Source organism: Mycoplasma procyoni (assembly GCF_017052595.1).
Classification (GTDB): domain Bacteria; phylum Bacillota_I; class Bacilli_A; order Mycoplasmatales; family Metamycoplasmataceae; genus Mesomycoplasma_A; species Mesomycoplasma_A procyoni.
The window spans coordinates 1-23,291 of sequence record NZ_JAFIDB010000005.1 but is presented as its reverse complement, the minus strand read 5'-3'; the positions used below and the strand labels follow the sequence as shown (position 1 = coordinate 23,291).

The 23,291-nt window shown below is 28.3% G+C and carries 19 protein-coding genes; 11 read left to right on the top strand and 8 right to left on the bottom strand.

Annotated features, from left to right (window positions below; genetic code table 4):
- Nucleotides 1-30: 30 nt before the first annotated feature.
- Nucleotides 31-1,638, top strand: coding sequence for an ATP-binding cassette domain-containing protein (locus tag JV122_RS05025; RefSeq protein WP_205842924.1), 1,608 nt, complete (start codon nt 31-33; stop codon nt 1,636-1,638).
- The gene (locus JV122_RS05020; protein WP_205842923.1) at nt 1,613-3,250 is read left to right on the top strand and encodes an ATP-binding cassette domain-containing protein; all 1,638 of its coding nucleotides are present in this window, start codon (nt 1,613-1,615) and stop codon (nt 3,248-3,250) included. Before JV122_RS05025 ends, JV122_RS05020 begins: the two co-directional genes overlap by 26 nt.
- A gap of 15 nt (nt 3,251-3,265) precedes the next feature.
- On the opposite strand, the gene thiI is transcribed toward JV122_RS05020, so the two are convergent.
- Both thiI and JV122_RS02385 read right to left on the bottom strand, forming a co-directional pair.
- A complete protein-coding gene (thiI, locus tag JV122_RS02390) occupies nt 3,266-4,414 on the bottom strand; it encodes a tRNA uracil 4-sulfurtransferase ThiI (RefSeq protein ID WP_205842922.1) in 1,149 nt (382 codons plus the stop codon).
- Nucleotides 4,415-5,923: a hypothetical protein gene (locus JV122_RS02385; RefSeq protein WP_205842921.1), complete on the bottom strand. Its 1,509-nt coding sequence runs from the start codon at nt 5,921-5,923 to the stop codon at nt 4,415-4,417.
- A 235-nt stretch (nt 5,924-6,158) separates the two neighbouring features.
- Here JV122_RS02385 and rpsD point away from each other — a divergent pair, with 235 nt between their 5' ends.
- The gene (gene rpsD, locus JV122_RS02380) at nt 6,159-6,758 is read left to right on the top strand and encodes a 30S ribosomal protein S4 (RefSeq protein ID WP_205842920.1); all 600 of its coding nucleotides are present in this window, start codon (nt 6,159-6,161) and stop codon (nt 6,756-6,758) included.
- Nucleotides 6,759-6,842: 84 nt separating this feature from the next.
- Here the strand turns inward: rpsD and yidC are convergent, their stop codons facing one another.
- Genes yidC through rpmH form a run of 3 tightly spaced genes read right to left on the bottom strand, consistent with a single transcriptional unit; the run spans nt 6,843 to nt 9,073 of the window.
- Entirely contained in the window at nt 6,843-8,609 is a 1,767-nt protein-coding gene (gene yidC / locus JV122_RS05015; RefSeq protein WP_205842919.1) for a membrane protein insertase YidC, read from the bottom strand.
- Entirely contained in the window at nt 8,599-8,925 is a 327-nt protein-coding gene (gene rnpA / locus JV122_RS02370; RefSeq protein WP_205842918.1) for a ribonuclease P protein component, read from the bottom strand. Before rnpA ends, yidC begins: the two co-directional genes overlap by 11 nt.
- Nucleotides 8,926-8,929: 4 nt before the next feature.
- Nucleotides 8,930-9,073, bottom strand: coding sequence for a 50S ribosomal protein L34 (gene rpmH, locus JV122_RS02365; protein WP_205842917.1), 144 nt, complete (start codon nt 9,071-9,073; stop codon nt 8,930-8,932).
- Between the two features lie 291 nt (nt 9,074-9,364).
- On the opposite strand from rpmH, the gene dnaA reads away from it, so the two are divergent.
- The 6 genes from dnaA (at nt 9,365) to JV122_RS04575 (ending at nt 16,394) form a co-directional block, all read left to right on the top strand.
- Nucleotides 9,365-10,747, top strand: a complete 1,383-nt coding sequence (gene dnaA / locus JV122_RS02360; protein WP_205842916.1) for a chromosomal replication initiator protein DnaA — start codon at nt 9,365-9,367, stop codon at nt 10,745-10,747.
- Nucleotides 10,748-10,871: 124 nt separating this feature from the next.
- Nucleotides 10,872-11,972: a DNA polymerase III subunit beta gene (gene dnaN / locus JV122_RS02355; protein ID WP_205842915.1), complete on the top strand. Its 1,101-nt coding sequence runs from the start codon at nt 10,872-10,874 to the stop codon at nt 11,970-11,972.
- Nucleotides 11,973-11,980: 8 nt separating this feature from the next.
- Complete coding sequence (locus tag JV122_RS02350; RefSeq protein ID WP_205842914.1) at nt 11,981-12,190, top strand: RNA-binding S4 domain-containing protein; 210 nt, start codon at nt 11,981-11,983, stop codon at nt 12,188-12,190.
- Nucleotides 12,191-12,234: 44 nt separating this feature from the next.
- A complete protein-coding gene (mnmG, locus tag JV122_RS02345) occupies nt 12,235-14,055 on the top strand; it encodes a tRNA uridine-5-carboxymethylaminomethyl(34) synthesis enzyme MnmG (RefSeq protein WP_205842913.1) in 1,821 nt (606 codons plus the stop codon).
- Nucleotides 14,055-14,486: a 23S rRNA (pseudouridine(1915)-N(3))-methyltransferase RlmH gene (locus tag JV122_RS02340; RefSeq protein WP_205842912.1), complete on the top strand. Its 432-nt coding sequence runs from the start codon at nt 14,055-14,057 to the stop codon at nt 14,484-14,486. The genes mnmG and JV122_RS02340 overlap by 1 nt, the downstream gene beginning before the upstream one ends.
- A 9-nt stretch (nt 14,487-14,495) precedes the next feature.
- Nucleotides 14,496-16,394: a M13 family metallopeptidase gene (locus tag JV122_RS04575; protein ID WP_205842911.1), complete on the top strand. Its 1,899-nt coding sequence runs from the start codon at nt 14,496-14,498 to the stop codon at nt 16,392-16,394.
- A gap of 8 nt (nt 16,395-16,402) precedes the next feature.
- On the opposite strand, the gene tilS is transcribed toward JV122_RS04575, so the two are convergent.
- The 3 genes from tilS to recD2 are packed head-to-tail and all read right to left on the bottom strand — an operon-like array spanning nt 16,403 to nt 20,016.
- A complete protein-coding gene (gene tilS, locus JV122_RS02330; RefSeq protein ID WP_205842910.1) occupies nt 16,403-17,299 on the bottom strand; it encodes a tRNA lysidine(34) synthetase TilS in 897 nt (298 codons plus the stop codon).
- Nucleotides 17,274-17,837 carry an aminoacyl-tRNA hydrolase gene (gene pth, locus JV122_RS02325; RefSeq protein ID WP_205842909.1) on the bottom strand — a complete coding sequence of 188 codons (564 nt, stop codon included), beginning with the start codon at nt 17,835-17,837 and terminating at the stop codon, nt 17,274-17,276. Before pth ends, tilS begins: the two co-directional genes overlap by 26 nt.
- 34 nt (nt 17,838-17,871) lie before the next feature.
- Nucleotides 17,872-20,016, bottom strand: coding sequence for an SF1B family DNA helicase RecD2 (gene recD2 / locus JV122_RS05010; protein ID WP_205842908.1), 2,145 nt, complete (start codon nt 20,014-20,016; stop codon nt 17,872-17,874).
- Between the two features lie 57 nt (nt 20,017-20,073).
- Here recD2 and serS point away from each other — a divergent pair, with 57 nt between their 5' ends.
- Together serS and JV122_RS02310 are read left to right on the top strand one after the other, a co-directional pair.
- Nucleotides 20,074-21,345, top strand: a complete 1,272-nt coding sequence (gene serS / locus JV122_RS02315) for a serine--tRNA ligase (protein WP_205842907.1) — start codon at nt 20,074-20,076, stop codon at nt 21,343-21,345.
- A gap of 280 nt (nt 21,346-21,625) precedes the next feature.
- Entirely contained in the window at nt 21,626-23,026 is a 1,401-nt protein-coding gene (locus JV122_RS02310; RefSeq protein ID WP_205842906.1) for an RNA-binding domain-containing protein, read from the top strand.
- The last annotated feature ends 265 nt before the right edge of the window (nt 23,027-23,291 follow it).

Below are 23,291 nucleotides of genomic sequence, written 5' to 3'. Positions count from 1 at the left end.
ATATAATAAAATAAGAAAAAGGAGAGTAATGTGTTTAAATATCTTAAAAGAGAGAAAAATCTAACTTTTATCACTATTTTCTTAGAAATAATAGTTGCACTAGAGTTAGTTTTTGCTGTTTATATCCCTTCAATTATTAATCAATACATACAAGAAAATAAAGAAAAAGAATTTTATATTTGAATATCTATACAAGGAGCTGTAATTCTTGTGTCAATTTTATCTATGATTGCAAGAATGGTGCTTAAAAACGGTAAGTTGTTAAGTAGACTTCGTTTTCATATGAGAGAGGATATTTTAAAATCCACAGTAAACGAAACAACACTGAATTTTGACAAGGTTGCAAAAGGTAAATTCATTTCACAAATCAAAGATCAAGTTCCGATGATTATTGACAGAGTTTATTTACCTTTCTTTGCTCTTTTTGGATATGCAACGTCCATTATCGCTTCTTTAGTTTTAGCCTTGATTTTAAGTCTTAATTTAGCTCTTATCATTCTTTTATTTTCTATAATCACAACCTTTATTCCTTTAGCTTTAGCTCCTTTTGTAAACAAGAATTTTAGAAGAATTTTTGATACTTACGAAAAGGGAACGGTTGAATTAAATTCCTTTTTAGGAACTTATAAAATGTTTTATTTTTTAAATACAAGAGACATTTTTGTACACAGACTCGAAGATATAAACTATAAAGTTAGAACAAAGTTAGCAAGAAAATTTATGTTAATTTTTTCAATGGAAGTCGGTTCTTGATTAATAATAACAATAACTGACATGATGCTTGTTGGAGTAACTGGGTGATTTGTTTTATTTAAGGGTGAACCTTTAGCAACTATAACAGCTATACCGATGTTAAGTTTTAAAATAAGTCTTTCTGCAAGAATGTCAATGTGATTCTTCGTTAACTACAAAAGTCTTAAAGACAAAATTAACCAGTTTCAGCAATTACCTGAATACACAGAAAAAAACGTTTTTGAAAACCAGGATGTCGAATTTGAATATTTAGAAATAAAAGATCTTAACTACAAATACAACGATAAAAATATCGTGTTCCAAAACTTTAATTTTAAGTTTGAAAAAGGAAAAAAATACTTAATTAAAGGTAGATCTGGTTCTGGAAAAAGCACGCTGATCAATCTTATTACTAAACAACTAAAAGGTTATGAAGGCGAAATTTTATATAACAATTACAACATCAAAAACATTTCCAATAAAGACGTTAATAGCTTGTTTACCTTTCTAGACTCAAAAGAATTTGTTTTCTTTGACAGTGTCTATAACAATGTAACCCTTTGAGAACAACACAAAGAACAGCAAGTTGTAGATGCTCTTGAAAAAGTAAATTTAGCTCACATCGATCCAAATTATAATCTTGATATCAACAACAGTTTATCTACAGGACAAAAACAAAGAATCAACATCGCAAGACATTTTATAAATAACAAAAAATTACTAATTTTAGATGAAGCACTCGCTAACATCGATCAAGAAAACATTACAAAAATTGAAAAACTTCTTTTTGAAAACAAAGAATTAACAATCTTAAACATCAGTCACCACGCTACCAACTATAGCGATTATAACGTTGTAATAGATATGGAGGAAATGAGAAATGAAATTAGCATTCAAGACTTCTAAAAAATACACGTTTCTCTATATTTTTGCTGAAGCAATCAACGCTCTAGCAACTTTATTCTTTGGTATTTTACTTTCATGAGCTTCTGCAATTATTTATGATTCAGTAAAAACCACAACTCCTTTAGAAGATGTTTTTAAAAACTTCATCTTTATTTTATCTCTTGTAGTTGCAGTCGATGTTTTCACTAAACTAACTATATGGGCAAGGGTTAATTTTGACATTCTTTTCAGAACCAAATTTCAACAAATGCTAATAAAAAATGTTTTTGAAAAACTTAGATTAACTAGTGCAAAAAACAACTACAACTATGAAGGTTCAAAAGTTTTTAACTTAATTTTTAATGATAGTGATTTAGTTTTTGATCAAGTAATTGCTTCACAAATTAAAATGGTTGGAACTACAATTGCCCTTATTGCAAGCTTAGTTTCTGCTGCCTCAATTAATATTTATTTAATACCAATTATTTTGGTTATTGTAATTTATTCCATCGTTATTTCTTTCTTTTTTAACGCCGGTCAAAAAAGAAAACAAAACATTTTCGCAAAAGTTAGAGAAGATTTCTATCAAATAATTGATAATCAGCTCGATGGATTTAGCAGACTTTATTACGCTAACAAAATTCACATGATTGCTAAAAATGCTGAAAAAGAAAATAAGGATTTAGTTATCAAAGAACAGACTCTTTCTATTGCAAGAGAGAAAAATTCAATACTCCCAGAAATATTTTTAAAGGTTCTACAATATATTTCAATTACCATAATTGCCATTTTACTTCTAATGAATACTAAGTTCTTTACTATATTTTCAATTACGTTTGTTGCCTTTTTATTCCCTAAACTTGCTGAAACAATTCCTGCTTATATTTCCAATATTAAAAAAATCAAAACAACTAAAGATATTGTTAAGAAAGTTGAATATAACATCGACGAAAATAAAGGAAAAACCCCTATTTTAGAAATTAACTCAATAGAATTTAAAAATGTTTCTTTTGAATACAACGAAAATGCAAAGGTATTTGAAAATCTTAATTTAAGATTTGAAAAAGGTAAAAAATACTTTGTAAAAGGTGAATCGGGTTCTGGAAAAAGCACCATTTTTAAAATGATTTTAGGTATTGAACAAAACTTTAAAGGTGAAATTTTGGTCAATGATACTCAAATTCAAGAACTCAGTGATATTGACTACAGAAACTCCATCACTTACTTAAATTCAGACAACATCGTTTTTGATGACACAATAGAAAACAACGTTTCTTTATGAACTCAAGACAAAAACACAGAAATTCAACAAGCTCTTTCTAAATCAAATTTATACAATGAAGTTATTCAAAAGATCGAACACAAAGAAAGTGCACTAACTCTTTCAGAAGGTCAAAAACAAAGACTTTCTTTAGCAAGAATGTTCTTTTTAGACAGAAAATTCTATGTTTTAGACGAAGTCTTTTCTAATCTTGATAAAAAGAATGTTGAAATAATTCTTAATAAAATTGCTCAAGATCCAGAAATAACACTAATTCTTGTTAATCACAATTTAGAACAAAAACATTATGACCTTTTTGATGAAATCATAGATGTAGACAAACTAAAAGTAAACAAAACTCAGCCACTTTAATTAGCTGAGTTTTTTTTATTGTAATTTGTTTTTAAATCTCTTAAGTACCATGTGTTTTTCGATTGCTTCTTTTTCTAAATTAAGCATTTCTGAAAGTTCCTCTTCAAGCTTTTGAGCATGGAAGAAAGTTGGCTTAATTACAGGTTTTTTAGGCGCAAACAACTCACAAGCCTCATTCGCTTTTTCGATTGAAATCTGATATGTTCCTAATTTTTCTGCTATTTTGATAGTTTCATTTTTGTTAAAAGTTAATAAAGGTCTATAAACAGGAAGTTTGCTTTGTGAAGCAATAACCATAATTGATTCCATTGTTTGAGAAGCCACTTGTCCTAAATTTTCTCCATTAGAAAGTGCTAAATATTTACCTTCTTGAGCTATTTCTGAGGCTATTCTGTAAAAACTTCTTCTCATTAAATTAATTTTATAAGACTGATCAGAAACAAGCCCGATGTAATTCATTAAGTCTGTGTAATTAATTTGGAATAATTTTGAGCCACCTTGATAGTTTGATAGCAGCTGAACTATTCTATCAACCTTATCAACAGTTTTTTGGTCTGTGTGTGGAGGAGTTATAAAAGAAAGAAAGTCAACATGAACTCCTCTTTTCATTAATTCAAGAGCAGCAACAGGAGAATCGATTCCTCCTGAAATTAAATGCAGTGATTTTCCAGAAATTCCAACAGGAAGTCCATCAAGCCCTCTTATATTTTCTGAAAACACAAAAGTTTCATTTTGTCTTACTTCAATGCTAATACATTGATCAAATTCTTTTAAGCTTACTTTTATGTCTTGTCTATTGTTAAAAATTGCTGTAGCTACTTCTTGAATAATTTGTCTTGAATCTAACTCAAAACCTTTTCAGTTTCTGTGACTATCTAATCTAAAAGTTTTTGTTTGTTCTTTTAGTTCTAAAAGCGCTGCTTTTTTGATTTCTGTGATGTCTGTTTTTACAACTCTTACAGGAGAATATGAAGAAATCCCAAACACAAATTTAAGTCTTCTTAGGTTTTCTTCGCTGTAACTTAAATACATTCTGTCAAAAGAAACTCTTGGAATTTCTCCAACTATTTTTATAATATTTTGCTTTAGTGTGTTTGTGAATTGTTTTCTGTTTCCGCCTTTTAAAACTAATTCTCCGTATCTAATTAAAATTAAATCATACATTTATTTCACTTCCTTTTCTAAAAAGTTATTAATTGTTTTTAATGCTTCTTTGTAATTTCCTGTTGCATAAAGGGTTTCCGTTGAGTTTAAGATAGCATTTACTTTTGTTTTTATAGCTCTTAAAATGTTAAGTTTTTGAATGACTTCATTTAAAACTTCTTTTGTAATTATTTTCTTTATTGTTGGAACTAACTCAACAAATAAAAGATTGATGTTTCTTAAAGAAGGGCTTTGTTCAAGCATTTCTTTTTGCAACTTTAAAAGAAGCTGATTTTCGTTTTCTTCAAGCATTAGTTCTTTTTCTTCAACCAAAAAGAGAATTTCTCTAATCAGTTCTTGGTAGATGATTTGTTGTTGTTTCATCTGTGGTTGTGTTAGTTTATAATTTTCAATTTTAGCAAACAATTCGTTTATTTGCTGCTTAAATTCTTTTGTGGATTTAATAAAAGACACAAAAGATTCATAACTAAGATTTTCAAGAAGCTCGCTGTTTTTGTTTTTTATGTTTTTTATTAGTTTTTGAGCTTCAGATTGAGCCTTTTCTCTTAAAAGGTTGATTTGTACTTCAAGTTCCTTAATTAAGGCGTCTAGGCTATTTAAAACGCTGTTTAAGTTGTTTTGGACAAAGAGATGCTTTTCTCTTTTTGAAAGATAAGTATTTTTAAATATTTCTGTATCTTTGAGCAAGCTAGAAACTTCTTTTTGCAGAAGTTGATAATCATTTTCTTTGTGAGCATTCAGCATCGAATTTTTTCATCTTTGAGCAATCTCTTTTTCAAAATTTTTAAAGACATCTTCAGGAATTATTTTATATTTTTGATTATCGATAAAAAGATCTTTAAGATGTTTTAGTTGATTTTCAACATAATCTTTTTGAAAGAATTCATAACCCAAAGAATAATTTAAAAGACTATAAAGACTTGTGATTGTTTTTTTATTTTTTTCAAGCTTCTTTTTATTTTCAAATAAAAGATTGATGTCTGAATAGTTGTTTTCGATTTCTTGATTTGTGTTTTTGATCGTTAGTATCTTTCAGTCTATGAGATTTTTATCAGCAACAAATGCTTCTTTGTAAGTCTCATAGAAATTTAGAGCTTTGTGAACATTCATATTCAGTTGATTATTAATGTTTTTGATTGTTGCGTTTGTTTTAAAAACTTCTAAAAACTCTTTTTTTATTTCTTCAATCAATTCTTCTCTGTCGCTTTGAAGAAGGTTTAGTTTTTCTTTAGCTCTTTTAAGATCTTTAAGGTTGTTTTTTAGTTTTTCATCAAGAATGTCAAAGATCTTTTCTTTGTTTTTTTCCAGAGTTTCAATTTTTGTGTGAAATTCTTTGTTTTTGTAGCTTGCTATTATTTGTGAGTCGTTAGTTGAAATGATTTGTTTTTCAAGTTTTTTAAGTTCGTTTCCTAAGAAAATTGCTTTGTGATATTGTAATTCAGCTTGCTTTTTTGCAATGTATTTTCTATATTTTAAATAGAAAATTCATGCTAAAAATAAACTTAGCATTAGCAACAGAAATGAGAGGATACTTATTAATATTATTCAAATTTCAACCATTTACTTTTTATTATACAAAAATGTTATACAATTTAAAAGCATTAACACAGCTAGATAATATTAATTTACATTTTCTTGTTTGTTTATTCATTTAGAAGTAAACTCGCTGGATGTTGAAACTATTAGAACAAGAAAAATAATTAGGAATTATCTCTCTTTCATAGTTAGTGCAGAAAGAGGAAACATGTCAAGATACACAGGTCCAGTTTTCAAAAAATCAAGAAGATTAGGATTTTCAATTTTAGAAACAGGTAAAGAATTTGCCAAAGGTAAAAAGAGAACTTATGCTCCAGGACAACACGGGCAAAGAAAAGTTAAACTTTCAGATTACGGGCTACACCTACAAGAAAAACAAAGAGTAAGATTTATGTACGGAGTTAGTGAAAGACAATTCAAAACAACTTTCTTTAAATCTTCAAAACGTAAAGGTGTTGCAGGAACAAACTTCCTACAAATGCTTGAAACAAGATTAGATAACGTTGTTTACAGAGCAGGATTTGCACAAACAAGAAGACAAGCAAGACAACTTGTTAACCACAACCACTTTACACTAAATGGTAAAAAAGCAAACATCCCTTCAATGCAAGTTTCAATTAACGATGTTATTGAACTAAAAGAAAAATCAAGAAACAATGTCCAAATTAAAGAAGCTCTTGAAACAAGACCAAAAGCTGAATGAATCGAAGTTAAAGACTTTAAAGCAACTCTAAAAAGATTACCTGAAAGAAGAGAATTAAACCAAGAAATCAATGACGCTTTAATCGTTGAGTTCTACAACAAATAATAACTAAAATACAGGAATTTCCTGTATTTTTGTTTTTCTTTTTTTCACAAAAGGCAATAAAAAAAACAGAGATTTTTCTCTGTTTTAAGCTCACTTGCTCTTTCTTTCAATTCAAGGTCTAACTTTTTCTTTAAAGACTTTGGTTCTTTGGAAGTAATGCACAAATAAGATTTGTCCAATTTCTCAAATTCCCCCGAAAATTCAGTAGATTTGAACTGACGCTTGGAAGATAACTCCCATAACAACGAAAATAATCATTGTGTAGTTTTGCATCTTGTTTTGCTTTTTAAGAGCTTGTTTTTCAGCCGCATTCATCAGCCTGTTGTTTTGTTTTCTTGAAAGTATTTTAGGTAGTAATTGTTGTAATAATTGAACCACAACTACCACAATTAGGATTGGTAAATAAACTCATGCTCCTGCAAATAATTCTTGTCATGATGTTGAAGCTAAGTTAATTCCTAATCAAGTTGTTGCCTTAATTCCTGGTAATCCTTGTAAAATTCTTCACATTGCAAGGAAAATAGGCATTGTTATTAATAATTGTTTAAATGGACCTGCAGGACTAACATTGTATTTTTTGTATAACTCAGAAATTTCTTGTTTCTGTCTTGCTTCCATTTGTTTATTACCCTTGTGAGGTGCGTATTTAGCATCAATTTTTGCTTTTTTAGCTTGCATTTCTTGTTGTTTAGATTGTGTAAATAATGATTTAAATCTAAGTGAGAAAGAAATTATTTTTGTTATTAAAACAGCGATGATAATTGTAATAATTGATGGTCATCCAGCTAATGTTTCAAGATTCATTGAGTCTGAAATTGAGGCCATCAGTTTTGACATAGGTCAAATAAATAATCCATAGAAAGGTCCAAGCGCTCAAGCATCACCTCAAGTGATGATAATTTTTTGACTTTCTGCATGTCTAAATGGAATTAATCCAGTTAAATCAGTTGATTCTGTAGTGTAATTTGCTGTGTTAAATTGAACTTCATTTTTAACTATCTTTGTAAAGTTAGTTTTTGACATAATGTCTAAAAGTGAAATTGTGTATCTTTTAACAAGATTTATGCTATCTTGTGAAGCTAATTTTCCTTTTTCTTCAATGTCTTTAATTGCGTTTTGTAATTTATTATCTTTATAAGAATCTAAATTAATAAGTTTTTTATTTAAATACTCAATAACATCTCTTGAGAAAGTGTTATATCTTTCAATTGAAGATAAGTTAGGTGATACATCATTAGATACACTCAAGAAGTAAGTTCCTTTTTTCGGATCTTCAACTTGAGAATCAACATGTTTAAGGTCTAAACCTGTTGTGTTTAATAACTTGATCTCACTTCATTCTTGGTTTTGATTGTATTTTTGTGTATCTGAATTAATAAATAAGTATTCGTCATTTTTACTTATTGGGAATTCATAAGTTCCATCTTCGTTTTGGAAAACTACTAATGTATTGTAGTTTCCTCATTTTCCATAATTGTTTTCTGTTTGTTTTTTAAGTTGTTTAATAACTTTTTCACGCTCTTCTGTTTGGTTAGAAACATAGAAGTTTTCGTTTGTTTTTCTTTGTGTTATGGTTTCAACACCTTGAGAGTTAACGCTTTTCTCAAAAACAACAGAATTTGGAGAAATTTTTTCTTCTGAGTTATAAAACTCAAGACCGGAACCAACTTGGGTTGATGTCTTAATTACAAATGATTGAATACACCCTGTTAGTGTTGTTCCAAAAATAAAAACATATATGAAAATCCGTAGCCATTTTCATATCTTTATAAATATATTTTTTTTATCTTCGGGATTTTCTTGGCCTTTGAAGAAATTATAAGATTTGGGTTTTTGTCTTCTATTTTCCATTTCTTAACCTTTCATAAATTTTGATTATTTCTTCTTTTTTCTGACTAAAGTCCAAGGATAAAAACCCTTTTCGCAGAATTAAAACTGTTTTATACAATATTGAATTGTAATCATAATCATTCATAATAGCTTTAATTTGCCGTCTGTAGTAATTTCTCATAACTGCATTTGCAAACTTTTTAGGAACAGAAATCCCCAATTGAAATTCATTCGATTTTTGATAATAAACAATAAGGTGTTTTGTGACAACTTGTTGTTTTGATTTTATTATTTCCTGAAATTCTCAATTTTTCTTAAGTCTATTATTTCTTTTCATTTTCTTAAGCTTCAGAAACTGTTAATCTTGCTCTACCTTTAGCTCTTCTTGAAGCTAAAACTTTTCTTCCACCAGCAGTTGCCATTCTTGCTCTAAAACCGTGAGTTTTGATGTGTTTTCTTTTGTTTGGTTGATATGTTCTTTTCATTATTCCTCCTGTGTAATTAATTGATTAATTTATTTACTAATTAAATAATAAGAATTATAGCATTTTTTTTATTTTTATATATTAAAAACTTAAAATTTTTCGTTTTTTATAGGCATTTAAAGTTCTTTGATTTTATTGACAATTATTAACATTTAGGTAGTAAAAACAATAAAAAAAGACCTAAAAATAGGTGTTTTTTTTGTTAAAAACTATATTATTTTATTTGTCATTTCGAGATTATTTTCGTTTTTAATTGTTAAAAACTTTATTTTAGTTTATTATTTATTCACTATGTTAAAAAACTCAAATTCTAAACAAGATGAACTAAAAAGATTAAATAAGCAATTGTTAAAAAGTTTTGAAAAACTTGTAGAAGATCCGATTATGCTATCTTCGATTTTTTCAACATCCTCAATCATATCTTATAATGAAGAGAAAGTTGTTTTATTAACACATAACGACACTGCTAAAAGTTTTTTAACAGTGGAGTTTTTATCAACTGTTAAAAATGCTATTTTTGATGTTTTTCAAAAAAATCTTGAGATTGAGTTTTTAACAAAAAATGAACTAAATGATTTAGATTATGGTGTTAAAAAAAGTGAAAGACCAAGAGTTGAAAAAATCAAAAAGTTTCCCGATAATCTTATTTCTGATTTCACTTTTAACAATTTTGTTTCAGGGACTTTTAACAAAGAAATATTTAGGGTGTCAAAAAGTATTGTAGATTATGACGAAAAAGATTACAATCCTTTATTTATTCACTCTGATTCTGGATTAGGTAAAACACACTTTATGCACGCTGTTGGAAATGCACTAAAAGCACGTGGCAAAAACGTTTATTACTTAAATCCTGACATTTTCACAAACGAAATCATTCTTTATTTAAAAGAGAAAAACAGCGAAGAAATCAACCATTTATCAAACTTTTTAAGTCAAATTGACCTATTGTTAATTGACGATGTGCAAATCTTGGCAACAAGAAAGAAAACTCTTGACATTTTGTTTAATGTTATTAACAATTTAATACAGAAAAAGAAACAAATTATCATCTGTGCTGACAAATCTCCTGAACTTCTGGGAGGTTTTGAAGACAGATTTATCACAAGATTTAAGGGAGGGTTGATTTTAGAGATTAAAAAACCAACAAAAGAAGACCTTTTAAAGATTCTTAAGTTCAAAATTGAGCAAAAAAACATGCATTTAGAAGATTGAGAAAACAATTCACTTAACTTTATTGTCAGAAACTTTCACAAATCAATTAGAGATATTGAAGGCGCTCTAAAAGCTGTTAATTTCTATACTTCAGATACAAAAGAAAACAAAAAATACACTGAATTAGTTATTAAATCTATCTTTGAAAAAATGTCTGTTAAAGAAGAAGACATCACTCCAGAAAGGATTTTAAACGCTGTTGCATCATATTATGGGGTAAAAACAACTGATATTGTCGGAAAAAGTAGAAGAAAAGAGATAGTTATTGCCAGATCGATGGCAATTTGAATAATGAGAGAACTTCTTTCATTAGCTTATGAACGGATTGGAATAGAATTTGGTAAGAAAAACCACACAACCATCCTCGCTTCTTATAAAAAAATAAATAACGAGATGAAAAGATCGACAGATGTAAAAAATGCAGTTGCTTCGATTAAGCAAAAAATCACAAAAGTGACATAGTTATTTTTTACTAAAATACCCGTTATACAGTGTTTTTAGGAGTTATTAACATTATTGACACTATAATAATAATTAATTATAAATTAATTAATATAATATAAATTAATTTAATCGAAAGGAAAAAATGAATTTTAAAATTGATAAGAAAAATTTAGAAAAAGATTTTGATAGAATTGCAATTGCTATTGACTCTACAAATCTAACAGTAAATCTTAGAGGTATATTTTTACAATTAAAAGAAGAAGGACTATATTTAATTGGTTCAAATGGTGAAATTTCTATTAAATCTTTTATTTCAGCTGAAAATTTAACCGAAATTAAAAAAACCGGAATTTCGTTAATCAATTACTCCTTATTAAAAAATATAATCAAAAAGACAAATGGAATTATTGAATTTGATTTTAGTAGTGATATTTTAACTATTAAAAATAACGAAGATGTTTATACTCTTAATTTAATGGAAGCGGAAGACTATCCTCAAATTCAATTTGATGGTTTTGGGGACAAAATGGTTGTTTCAGCAGATGATTTGAGAAAAGCAATTAAAAACACCATTTTTGCAGCTGCTACAGACAATCCTGAAGTAATTCTTAATTCACTTAATTTAGCTGCTTACGGAGGTTATTTAACCATCTCTGCAACAGATAGATATAGAATGGCAGTAGAGAAGGTTGAACTTAATGGAAAACCGGATTTTAATGTTTCTATTTTAGCTAAAAGTATCAAGGATTTTATACCTTCGGATTTGCATGGAGAAGTTGAAATTTTTGTTACAGAATATAAAGTTGAAACAAAGATTGAAAATACGCTAATTCAATGTAAATTAATTGGTTATCCATATAAAGATATTTCAGCTGCTTTTCCTTCTGGAGAAGAGTTAGTTTACCAAATCGAAATTGACAAAAAAGAATTTTCAGATTTAATTTCAAAAGCATCTATAATTTCTAGTGATTCTTACTACAAACTAATTTTGAGTGTAGATAATGAAGAGTTCTCATTAAGTGGTGAGAGAAAAGAAATGGGTAATGTTAAAGTTAAAACAAGAAATCACAAATTTAAAGGTCCAGAAGAATCTTTAACAATTGCACTAAATCACAAGTATTTAAAAGATGCTATTTCAGTTTTTGAAGGTAATGTGCATATTTATGTTAATAAAGCAAGAACAAAAGTTTTAATACTTTCACCTTCATGTCCTTCAAATAAACAACTAATGGGAACAACATAGGAGATAATATGAAAATAGAAATAAAAGGAAGTTCAATAAAGGTAAGTCAATTCCTTAAAAAACTAGGGATTATAGACACAGGAGGGGCTTCAAAAGAGTTTTTAGAAACACACAAAGTGATAATAAATGGTAAAGTTGCTGAAGGAAGATCTACAAAAATTCACGGTGGCGATGTTGTTTGAATAAACGATTCAGTTTATCACGTATTTTCTATATAATAATAAGGTGAATCTCACCTTATTTATTCTTTTAAAGGAGAAAAATGAATAACAAATTTGATGCAATAGTAGTAGGAGGGGGACACGCTGGGGTTGAAGCAACTTTTGCACTTGCTAAACAAAACTTTAAAGTTCTGCTAGTGACTTTATCGAAAGACAAAATTGGTTCAATGCCTTGCAACCCTTCTATTGGAGGTCCTGCAAAAGGGATTATCACAAGAGAAATAGACGCACTTGGAGGAGTTCAAGGAATTTTTGCTGATCGAGCAATGATTCAAATTAAGATGCTTAATGAATCTAAAGGGCCTGCTGTAAGAGCGATTAGAGCTCAAATCGACAAAGAAAAATACTCAAAAATAATTGCTCAAGAAATGGAGCAAAACCCAAATATTACTATAAAAGAATCTATAGTAACTTCATTGTTAAAAAACGAAAACACAGTTCAGGGTGTTGTTTTAGAAACCGGAGAGGAGTTTTTAGCACCCGCTGTAATTCTAACTACAGGTACTTATATGGACTCAAGAATCCTTAGGGGAGACCAAGTAGAAAAGAGTGGACCGGACGGCCAAAGAACTTCCTCTAATCTTTCGCAATGATTAAGAGAAAATGGTTTTAATTTATTAAGACTTAAAACAGGTACTCCACCAAGAATTTGAACTGATTCAATTGATTTCTCAAAAGTTGAAGAAGAAATTCTAGAAAATAAACCTTTAAATTTTAGTTTTAAAACAGAAAGAATTCTTGAAAAACAAGTTCACTGTTATCTAACTTACACAACTCCAAAAACACACGAAATCATCTTAGAAAATTTAGATCGTTCAAGTATGTATTCAGGACTTATTGATGGAGTTGGTCCAAGATATTGCCCTTCTGTAGAGGATAAAATAGTTCGTTTTAGAGATAAAGAAAGACACCAAATTTTTTTTGAACCAGAAACAGCAGAAGGTGATTTAATGTACATAAACGGTCTTTCTACTTCTATGCCTATTGAAGTTCAAAAAGAGATGGTAAAATCAATTCCAGGACTTGAAAATGCAAGAGTTGCAAAGTGAGCTTATGCTATTGAATATGACGCAATTGACCCATTACAACTTAAAAAATCTTTAGAAAGCAAACTGTTAAACGGTCTGTTTTTAGCTGGACAAATTAACGGAACAAGCGGTTATGAAGAGGCAGCTGGACAAGGGCTTATAGCGGGAATTAATGCTGCTCAATACCTAAAAAACGAAGAAGCTATAGAAATCCTAAGAAATGATGGTTATATAGGTGTTTTAATTGATGATTTAGTAACTAAAGGAACAAAGGAACCTTACAGAATGCTAACTTCAAGAGCGGAATATAGACTACTTTTAAGAAATGATAATGCTGACTTCAGAATGTCTAAATACGCTCAAAAATCAGGAATGATCACAGAAGAAGAATACCAAAAAGTTGTGAACAAATATCAAAGTATCGATCAAAAAATGGAAGAATTAAAAAATGACTTTGTGTCTTCAAAAAGTGAGCTTGCTCAAAAATATAATGCTACAAATGGACAATCAAAATTCCAATTGTTAGCTCGTCCTGAAGTTGATTATACAGATATTTTAGGTGATTTTGAGTTTGGTTATGAATTAAGCGTCATCGCAAGACTAGAAGGATACATCCAAAAACAAATAAACGAAGCTCAAAAAATGATTCGTTTAGAAAAAATGAAACTTCCCGAAAATATTGACTATGATCAAGTTGATAATTTAGCAACCGAAGCAAGAGATAAACTTAAGAAAGTAAGACCAACAACAATTGGACAAGCTTCAAGAATTAGTGGAATTAACCCTGCTGATATTCAAATGTTAATGTTCTATTTAAACTCAAGACATAAATAATGAAAATAACACTAATTGCTGTAGGAAATATTCAAAAACAATTCGAAGCACTAATAAGTGAATATAAAAAGAAAATTTCCTTTTTCAGAGAACTTAACATAATAGAAATAAAAGAAATTAACGAAGAAAATATATCTTTAAAAAAGAAAAAAGAAACAGAAAAAATCCTTGAAAAAATTCCTAAAAACACAAAAACTTTTTTGTGTTCTTTACAAGGAAAACAAAAAACATCTGAAGAATTTTCGGATTTATTAGATGAAGCTAATATTTGTTTTGTAATAGGTGGATCGAACGGAGTTGAAGAAGAATATTTTGAAAACAAAATTAATTTTTCAAAAATGACCTTTCCTCACCAATTATTTAGAGTTATGCTAGTAGAACAAATTTACAGAGGATTAGCAATAAAAAACAACATAAAATATCACAAATAAAGGAGAAAAATGAAAACATTAAAAAATGATTTTTATGAATTTATAAACAAAGACTGACTACGAAAAGCACAAATACCAGCCGATAGATCGAGCATAAGCGCCTTTGTGGAGCTTGATTTAGAGCTTGAAAAATTATTAAAAACACTTCTAATGGACTGATCAACTAAAAAAAGAGAATTACCAAGCAACAAACACATCAAAGAGATGGTGAATTACTTTTCAATGATCATGGATGTTAAAAAGAGAGAAGAATTAGGTTGAGAACCAATCAGAAAACACATCCAAAAACTTGAGAAACTAAATTCATTTGAAGAAATTTTTGCACAAGATCAAGATTTTTGAAGATCTACTTCACAACTTCCTGTTGGAATTTCTTTACACGAAGACTTTAAAGATTCTTCAAGAAAAATTGTTTGACTAGATGGTCCTTCTACAATTCTTCCAGCAAAAGAAACTTATGAAAAAGAGGAAGCAAAAGATTTTTTAGCAACTTGAAAAAACATGGTTGTCGATCTTTTAGTAGACTATGGAAAAACAAAAGAAGAAGCACTAAAATTAGCAGATTTAGCTCTTGAATTTGACAACATCAATAAAGACATCGTTTTAAGTGCTTTAGAACAAGCTGACTATGTTTCTCTATACAATTTAAAATTAAGAGAAGAGTTAGAAAAAGTTTCCAAAAATACAGATTTTATCGCTATTTTAGACAAAACTGTAGGGCAAAAAGTTACAGAAGCTTCTGTTGTAAATTTAAGATTTACAGAACAATTTGATTCTTTATTTTCAAAAGAAAACTTTGAAAAATATAAAGCCTTTATGATTATTTTCAGTGTTCTTTCTTTCTGTTCTGATTTAAGTGAAAAAATAAGAGAAAAAGCAACAGAATTTTCAAGAAAAATTAACTCAATTGATGAAGTAAGACAGCTAGAAAAATTTGCTTATGATAAAGCAGATGCTCTATTCTCAATGCCTTTTGGTCTATATTATGCAAATGAATTTTTTGGAAAAGAAGCTAAAAAAGACATCGAAAACATGGTTTTCAACATGATTGAAGTTTACAAAAAACGTCTAAAAGAAAACACATGATTATCAAAAGAAACAATCGAAAAAGCTTTATTAAAACTTTCAAAAATGGATGTTATGATTGGTTTCCCTGAAAAAATTCAGCCATATTACGATAATTTTAAAACAACAACTTATGAGCAAGGAGGGGATTTAGTTTCAAACAGCATCGCCTTCTCAAAAGTTTACAATGACTATGCATTTTCTCTTTACCACAAAGATGAAAGTAAAGAATATTGATCAATGTCACCAGCAACAGTAAATGCATATTTTAACCCGATGAAAAATCACATTGTATTCCCTGCAGCAATTCTTGCATCTCCTTATTATGATGCAAAAAGATCTAAATCTGCAAACTATGGAGCAATTGGAGTTGTTATAGCTCACGAAATTTCACACGCCTTTGACAATAATGGTGCTCAATTTGATGAAAACGGAAAATTAAACAATTGATGAACTGAAGAAGATTTAAAACAATTCCAAGAAAGAACACAAAAAGCTATCGAGTTATATGATAAAAGAGAAACTGAATTTGGACCAGTAAATGGGCAATTAACAGTTTCTGAAAACATAGCCGATCTTGGAGGGTTTGCTTGTGCGCTTGAAGCTGCACAGATGGAAAAAGATTTCAGTGCAACAGATTTCTTTGAAGCTTGAGCAGTTTCTTGAAGAAACAAAATGAAAGAATCTGCAGCAAAAAGAAGACTAGAAACAGACGTTCACTCACCTGGTAAAATTAGAGCTAATGTAGTTCTTGGTAATTCAGAACTATTCCAACAAACATACAACATCCAAAAAGAAGATAAAATGTATGTTTCAAAAGAAAAAATGGTTAAAATTTGATAGTTTTTAATTTACATATAAGAAATCACTGTTAACTTCTTATTGCTTTTATCTAAAAAATAGTAATCACTTAATTTATATTTTTTAGCTTGATTATTAGCAAAAATAAACTCTATTATTGAGTTTATTTTTTTTGTACTTAATTCAATATTTAAGCAAAATTTATGTAAAAATATAAAAAGCAAATAAAAACAAACTTTTGAATTTTTTTTCAGAAAATCAATTGAAAAATTTTTGAGTTCTCATTTAGAAAAAGATTTTAAAACTCTTTTTTCCTTTATTTGAAGAAAAAAGTTTTTAATCCTAAACTTATAAAATAAAAAACATTTAGTTGTTTGTTTGTTTCTATAAATATTTCTAATTTTATTTCTTGAATAAATATCTAATGTATTAGTATAATCAATAGCAAAAGGGATTTTTCTTTTTATTAAGTTATTTTCAATTTGTTTTTTTCATTTTTTAAACAAAAAAGGACGATAAATATTCATAGAATGTAAGACATTTTGTTGTTTAATTCCCCAAAAAAAAGGATTTCTTTTGTTTTCTTTTTGCATCAGAGCGGTTTCCAAAAAATCATCTTTGTTGTGAGCTATTAATAAAACATCACAAGACTCTTTGTCATAAATTTCTTTGAAAAAAGAATATCTTATTTTTCTTGCAAGAGATTGAAAATTACCTTTTTCAGTATATTCGCTTTCACTTACAGAATAAATAAATAAAGGAATTTTGTGTATTTTGCAAAATTCCTCTACTATTTTTTGATCTTTTCAACTATCTTCTCTTTTGTTGTAATTAACATGTGCAACAATTATGTTTCTATCTTTAAATTTTTCAAGCATAAACATAGAATCTGGTCCACCACTTACAGCAAGAAGAAATTTTTTATTTTGCTTTTTTGTTTTTTGCATTAAATCTTTCTATAACTCTTCTGATGTCATTTGAAATAAAATCTATTGCAGCTTCAGAAGATTCTACAATTACCCTATCTAGAATTTCTTTTTCTGAATCACTGAAAGGACTTAAAACATAATTTTTATTGTTTTTATCAGCCGGTCTTCCGATTCCAATTTTAAGTCTTTTAATTTGATCTGTTCCAAGTTTTTCGATTATGTTTTTCATTCCGTTGTGACCTGCTGGAGAACCGTTATTCTTGATTGCTGCTTGACCAATTTTAAAGTCCATATCATCATAAATAACTAAAATATCATCAATATTTATTTTAAAAAAGCTAGCAAGCGAACTCACAAACTCACCAGATAAATTCATATAAGTTTGCGGTTTGGCTAAAATATAGTCTTCAGTTTTAACAAAAAGACCATTGAATTTATTTTTATCAAATTCTAAATTTAAGTCGCTTGCAATTTTATCTAGGACTCAAAAACCCACATTGTGCTTTGTGTTTTTGTATTCGTCTCCTGGATTTCCTAAACCTACTATTAATTTCATAATTTAAATTATATAAAATTTTTATTAAAAAGGGCTAAAGAAAGATTTTAAAGTATTTTAAGATGTTTGTTTGTCTTTCTCGGTCGTTGATTTTTACAGAACTATTAAACGCTTCTCTTTCACCGATGACTCTTAAGTAGTATTTAGCCCTTGTCATTGCTGTATAAATTAATTTTTTAGTAAGCATGTTTTTGTAGTTTTCAAAAATTAAGACAATAACAAAATTAGATTCTGAACCTTGGTATTTGTGAATTGAAACACAGTAAGCGAGTGAAATATATTTAGCAAACTCACTAGGTTTGTATTTAATAAGTTTTTGCTCATTAAATCTTACTGTAATAAAATCAATTTTAGACTCAAACTTAATAACATGCTCTATAAAGCCTATTTCACCGTTTAAAACGTCGAGTTTGTAGTCGTTTTCATTTTGAATAACTTTGTCTCCAATATAGAAAGTTTTTCCATTAATTTCAAAACTTTCTGCATTTCTTTTTGTAAATAAAAGCTGTTGAACAAATAAGTTTATTGCATCAATTCCAACATGAGTTCCATAAATAGGTGCTAGAATAGTGATTTCTGAAATTGGATATTTTTTAAGAGCTTGCTCTAAAAGAGTTTGAATTTGATCGTTAATTTTAAAAGGATTTGTATCGATAAAAAGGGAAAATTCTGTATTTAAGTCAGGAACTTCATTTTTATTAACCATGTTTGCATCATCAATAATACTCTTTCCATCTTTTTGTCTATAGTTATTTTTCAGTTCACTAACAACAAAGACATTTGAATTTATAAAGTCGCTTAAAAGATTTCCATAACCAATAGAAGGGATTTGATTATTGTCTCCAATTAAAACGATTTTCTGTAATTTATCTAAATCAAGACCCTTTAATAAAGCACAAAAAAGATCTGTGTTAACCATTGAAAACTCATCAATAATCAAGACTTTTTTCTCTTGTTTGTTTAAAGAATCAAAAAAGAAATTATCACCTTCGACTGATCTTACTTCTAAAAAAGAGTGGATTGTTTGTGCTTTTATTTGTGACTTTTCAAAAATTCTGTAAGCAGCTCTTCCTGTAGGTGCTAAAACGATCATGTCACTTTCTTTATAACTGCTTAAAAAACCTTTATAAATGTGCTTTAAAATCTCTGTTTTTCCTGTACCTGGTCCACCTGTAACAACAATTAAATTATTCTCAAAACAACTGTTTATCGCATCTTTTTGGATTGAATCAAGATAAGAAGGAAGAACAGGATAATCAATTACATCACTGAAACTTGTTTTTTTGTTTCTTATTTCAATTAAATTCTTAACAATAAACTCTTCTTGTTCCTTTAAAAATCAGTGTGTTACTGTCTTTTCTTCTTTATCTACAAAGAGTTTTTTTTGAGCAGAAAGCTCTTTAAAAAGAGTAATAAAGTACTCTTTTTCAATGTAAAATCTTTCATTAGTTTTAGAGAAACCTAAAAAGGGGTTGTTGTATTTTGTGTCACCTTGAGAATCTAAAATATTGTAAATATTATCAAGAATTAAATATTGAATTCTAATTGGGTTATCAACAGAAAAACCTAAAGCAAGAGCTAAAGCATCTATTTCATTAAAATTAAACTTATTCCCAGACATTAACACATCATAAGGATTTTCTTTTAAAATTTCTCAATATTTTTCTAAATTAAAAACAACTTTTAGCTTTTTTAATAAAGAATTAGAAAGGTTATGTAATGCAAAAAGGGACTTTATTTCTGTTTCAATGTCTTTTTTTTGTAAAGCAGCACAGATAATTTCAGCTTTTTTGTGTGTTATTTCTGATTGAATTTCAAAAATTAATTTAGGATTTTTTGAGAGTATTTCAGCTGCATTGTCTCCTCATTTGTCATAGATTTTGTTTGCAATAACACGCCCAATTCCTTGGAAAATACTGGATGAAAAGTAGTTAATAACACCTTTTTGATTCTTTTCAATTATTGATTTTCACTTTATTAATTCATAAGATTCGCCATATTTTGGGTGATTTTTTGTTTTAATTTCAAGTTCATAATAAACATCACTAAAAAGCTCATCCTTTGCAACTATTTTAATAGGTTCATTTCCATCCTGTTCAGATCTAAAAAGATAGACAAAAAAAGTTTTGTCAAAACTTGAGTATAGAATTCTAAATAATTTCCCAGTTACAATCTTCATAATTTAATTATAGTATAATTAAGCATATTTTTTTATTGATGGAGTATAATTTAAATTATGTTAAATATTAAGTTTATATTAAATAATAAAGAAGAAGTTATTGCTAAGTTAAAAACAAGAGGATTTGATGTTTCAATCGTCGAAAGAGTCTTTGAATTAGGAGAGCAAAGAGGATCTTTAATGACAGAGCAACAAAAACTTGAGGCCTCAAGAAACTCACTGTCAGCTCAAATCGGACAAAAAGTTAGAAATAAAGAAGATGTAACAGAGATTAAAAACGAAGTTCAAAAAATCAAAGAAGAGATTGAAAAAATTTCTGAAACTACAAATTCTGTAAATCAAGAAATTGAAGAATTGTTACTAAAAATACCTAATTTACCTTTAGAAGATGTTCCTGTAGGTGCTGATGATAATGACAACGTTGTAGTTTATACAAACGAAAAATTAGGTAGAGGACTTGTAAAAAACATTAAACCTCACTATGAAATTGGGGTTGATTTAGATATTTTAGATTTTACAAGAGCTGTTAAAATGTCTGGTTCAAGATTTGCAATTTTCAAAAAAGATGGAGCAAAATTAGTAAGGGCTTTAGTTTCTTTCATGCTAGATACTCACGTTGAAAATGGATATACAGAACTAACAACACCAACAATGGTTTTATCAAAAATGCTTTATGGTACAGGACAATTGCCAAAATTTGCTGAAGATCTATACAAAATTGAAAACAATGATTTATGAATGATCCCAACAGCGGAAGTTACAATTACTAACTATCACAATGACGAAATTTTAGACTTAAGCAGCCCTGTAAAATTTGTGGGTTACACAAAATGTTATAGATCTGAATCTGGAAGTGGAGGAAGAGACACAAAAGGACTTATTCGTTCTCACGAGTTCCATAAAGTTGAACTTGTTAAAGTTGTTTCTGAAAAAGATTCTTTAGTTGAGTTTGAAAAAACTGTAAAAGATGCAGAAAGTATTCTTGAAAAACTTGAGATTCCTTATAGAAAAATAGTTCTTTCTACAGGAGATACAGGGTTTTCATCAAGGAAAACATATGATTTAGAACTTTGACTACCTTCAGAACAAAGATTTAGAGAAGTTTCTTCAATTTCTTACTTTGGAGATTTCCAAGGAAGAAGAGCTTCAATAAGATACAAAAACGAAAACGGGCAAAATGAATATGCTCACACAATTAATGGTTCTGGAATTGCAATCGACAGAGTTTATGCAGCAATTTTAGAGCAATACCAAAATGAAGATGGAACAATTGATGTTCCTAAAGTATTAGTTCCTTACATGAATGGAATTACAAAAATCAAAGGATAAAATAGAGGAAACTCTATTTTTTCTTTTATTGTGGCACATTAAATGGCACAATAAACTTGCTTTTTGGCACAATAAAACCATTTTTGGCACATTAAATGGCACAATAAACTCAAAAATGGCACAATAAACCTGCATTTTGGCACATTAAATGGCACAATAAACTCAAAAATGGCACAATAAACCTTATTTTGGCACATTAAATGGCACAATAAACTCAAAAATGGCACAATAAAATGGTAAAATAGAAATATATATTTTTTTTATAATTAAAGGATGCAAAATGAAACAATGAGAAAATGATAAGGTTGAATTTAAATGAGATTTACCTGAACCACAAAAAATTAAAAAAGTAATTGCAAGTTTTTTGAATACAAAAGGAGGAGAAATTCACCTCGGTGTTAGAGATGAAAATGGAACTTTAGATTTGGAGAAAATAAAGGAAAATAAAAAACAGTGAACCGAAAAGTTAACTGAAATAATAACAAACTCTTTTAGTTCAGATGCAAGAGATTTAATTGAAATAAACAATGATAATAACAGCTTTATCATCTTTGTGAAAGAAGGCAGAAATAAACCATATTATTTTTATGATAAAGAAGGAGTTTCACCATCTAGTTTTTACATAAGAATAGGGAGTTCGACAGTTAAAGCTAACGAACACGAATGAAGACAGATGGTCTTAAAATCCAATTATTTAGATTTTGAAAAATTAGAAAGCAGAGAACAAAATTTAACTTTTAATTATATTTCTCAAAGATTTCAGAATTTATCTATGCAATTCAATCCATACTCATCAAATTTAATTAGCAAAGAAACAGGTAAATACAATAATGCAGCACTTTTATTAAGTGATCAAAACCCATATATAACAAAATTTGCTCTTTTTGAAACAGAAGATTTAAGCAGTAATTTTAGAGATAAAAGAGATTTAACAGGATCTCTCGTTGAACAAATCGATAAAGCTATTCAAATTTCTTATTTTATAAATCAAAGAAGAGCAACCATAAATGGATCTGTTTCAAGAGAAGAACTTTCAGATTATCCAGAAAAAGCACTAAGAGAAGCGATTGTAAATGCTTTTTGTCACAGAGATTGAAGTGTAGAATCTAATATATTTTTAAAATTTTATCTTGATAGATTAGAAGTATTTTCTCCGGGAGGAATATCTGGTAATCTAACTTTTGAAGACATAAAAAACGGACACATAGGAACAAGAAATGCAAATATCATAAACTTGTTAACAAAAATAGGAGTAACCGAAAACTATGCTTCAGGAATAAAAAGGATAATTGGAGAGTATGAAAATTTCCCAAAAGCACCTGTTTTCAGTATTACAAAAAACTCTTTTTTAGTTGTGATTTTTAATAGAAACCATGTTGCTAAAAAAGAAAACAATTGATTCTTAAATAACAATGATTTAAGATACAAATTAATAGTTGAAGATGAAGAAAAAAGAGTTGTAGAACACAAAGAAAATAATGGATATAATGTTTCTGTAAGAGAAAATTCTATAGAATATCTTATGAGGAACAACCCTGAAATAAAAATTACTGAAATACAGGAAATTACAGGTCTTTCAAGAAGAACAATAAGTAGAAAAATAAAAATATTAAGAGAAGAAGGGAAGTTACTTGCTAAAGGAAGTAAGAAAAATATTCGTTGAATAATAAAAGAAAACTAAAATCAAAACAAAACAAGCAAATCATCTTGTCTTTCAATTTTACAAAAGCAAAAAACTCCCAAAAGGGAGTTTTTGTATTTTATTCGTCTTGGTCTTCTAATTCAATATCATCTTCAATTTCTGTATTTGTAATTGTGTTTCCTGTGTTTCCCAGTTTTTAATACAAATTCCTAATAGTTTAGGAATTTTTTTATACCCTATATTTATTACATAAATATAGGCAAACAAAAACTTTTTTTACTTTTTTCTTGCTTTTTCTTGCCTT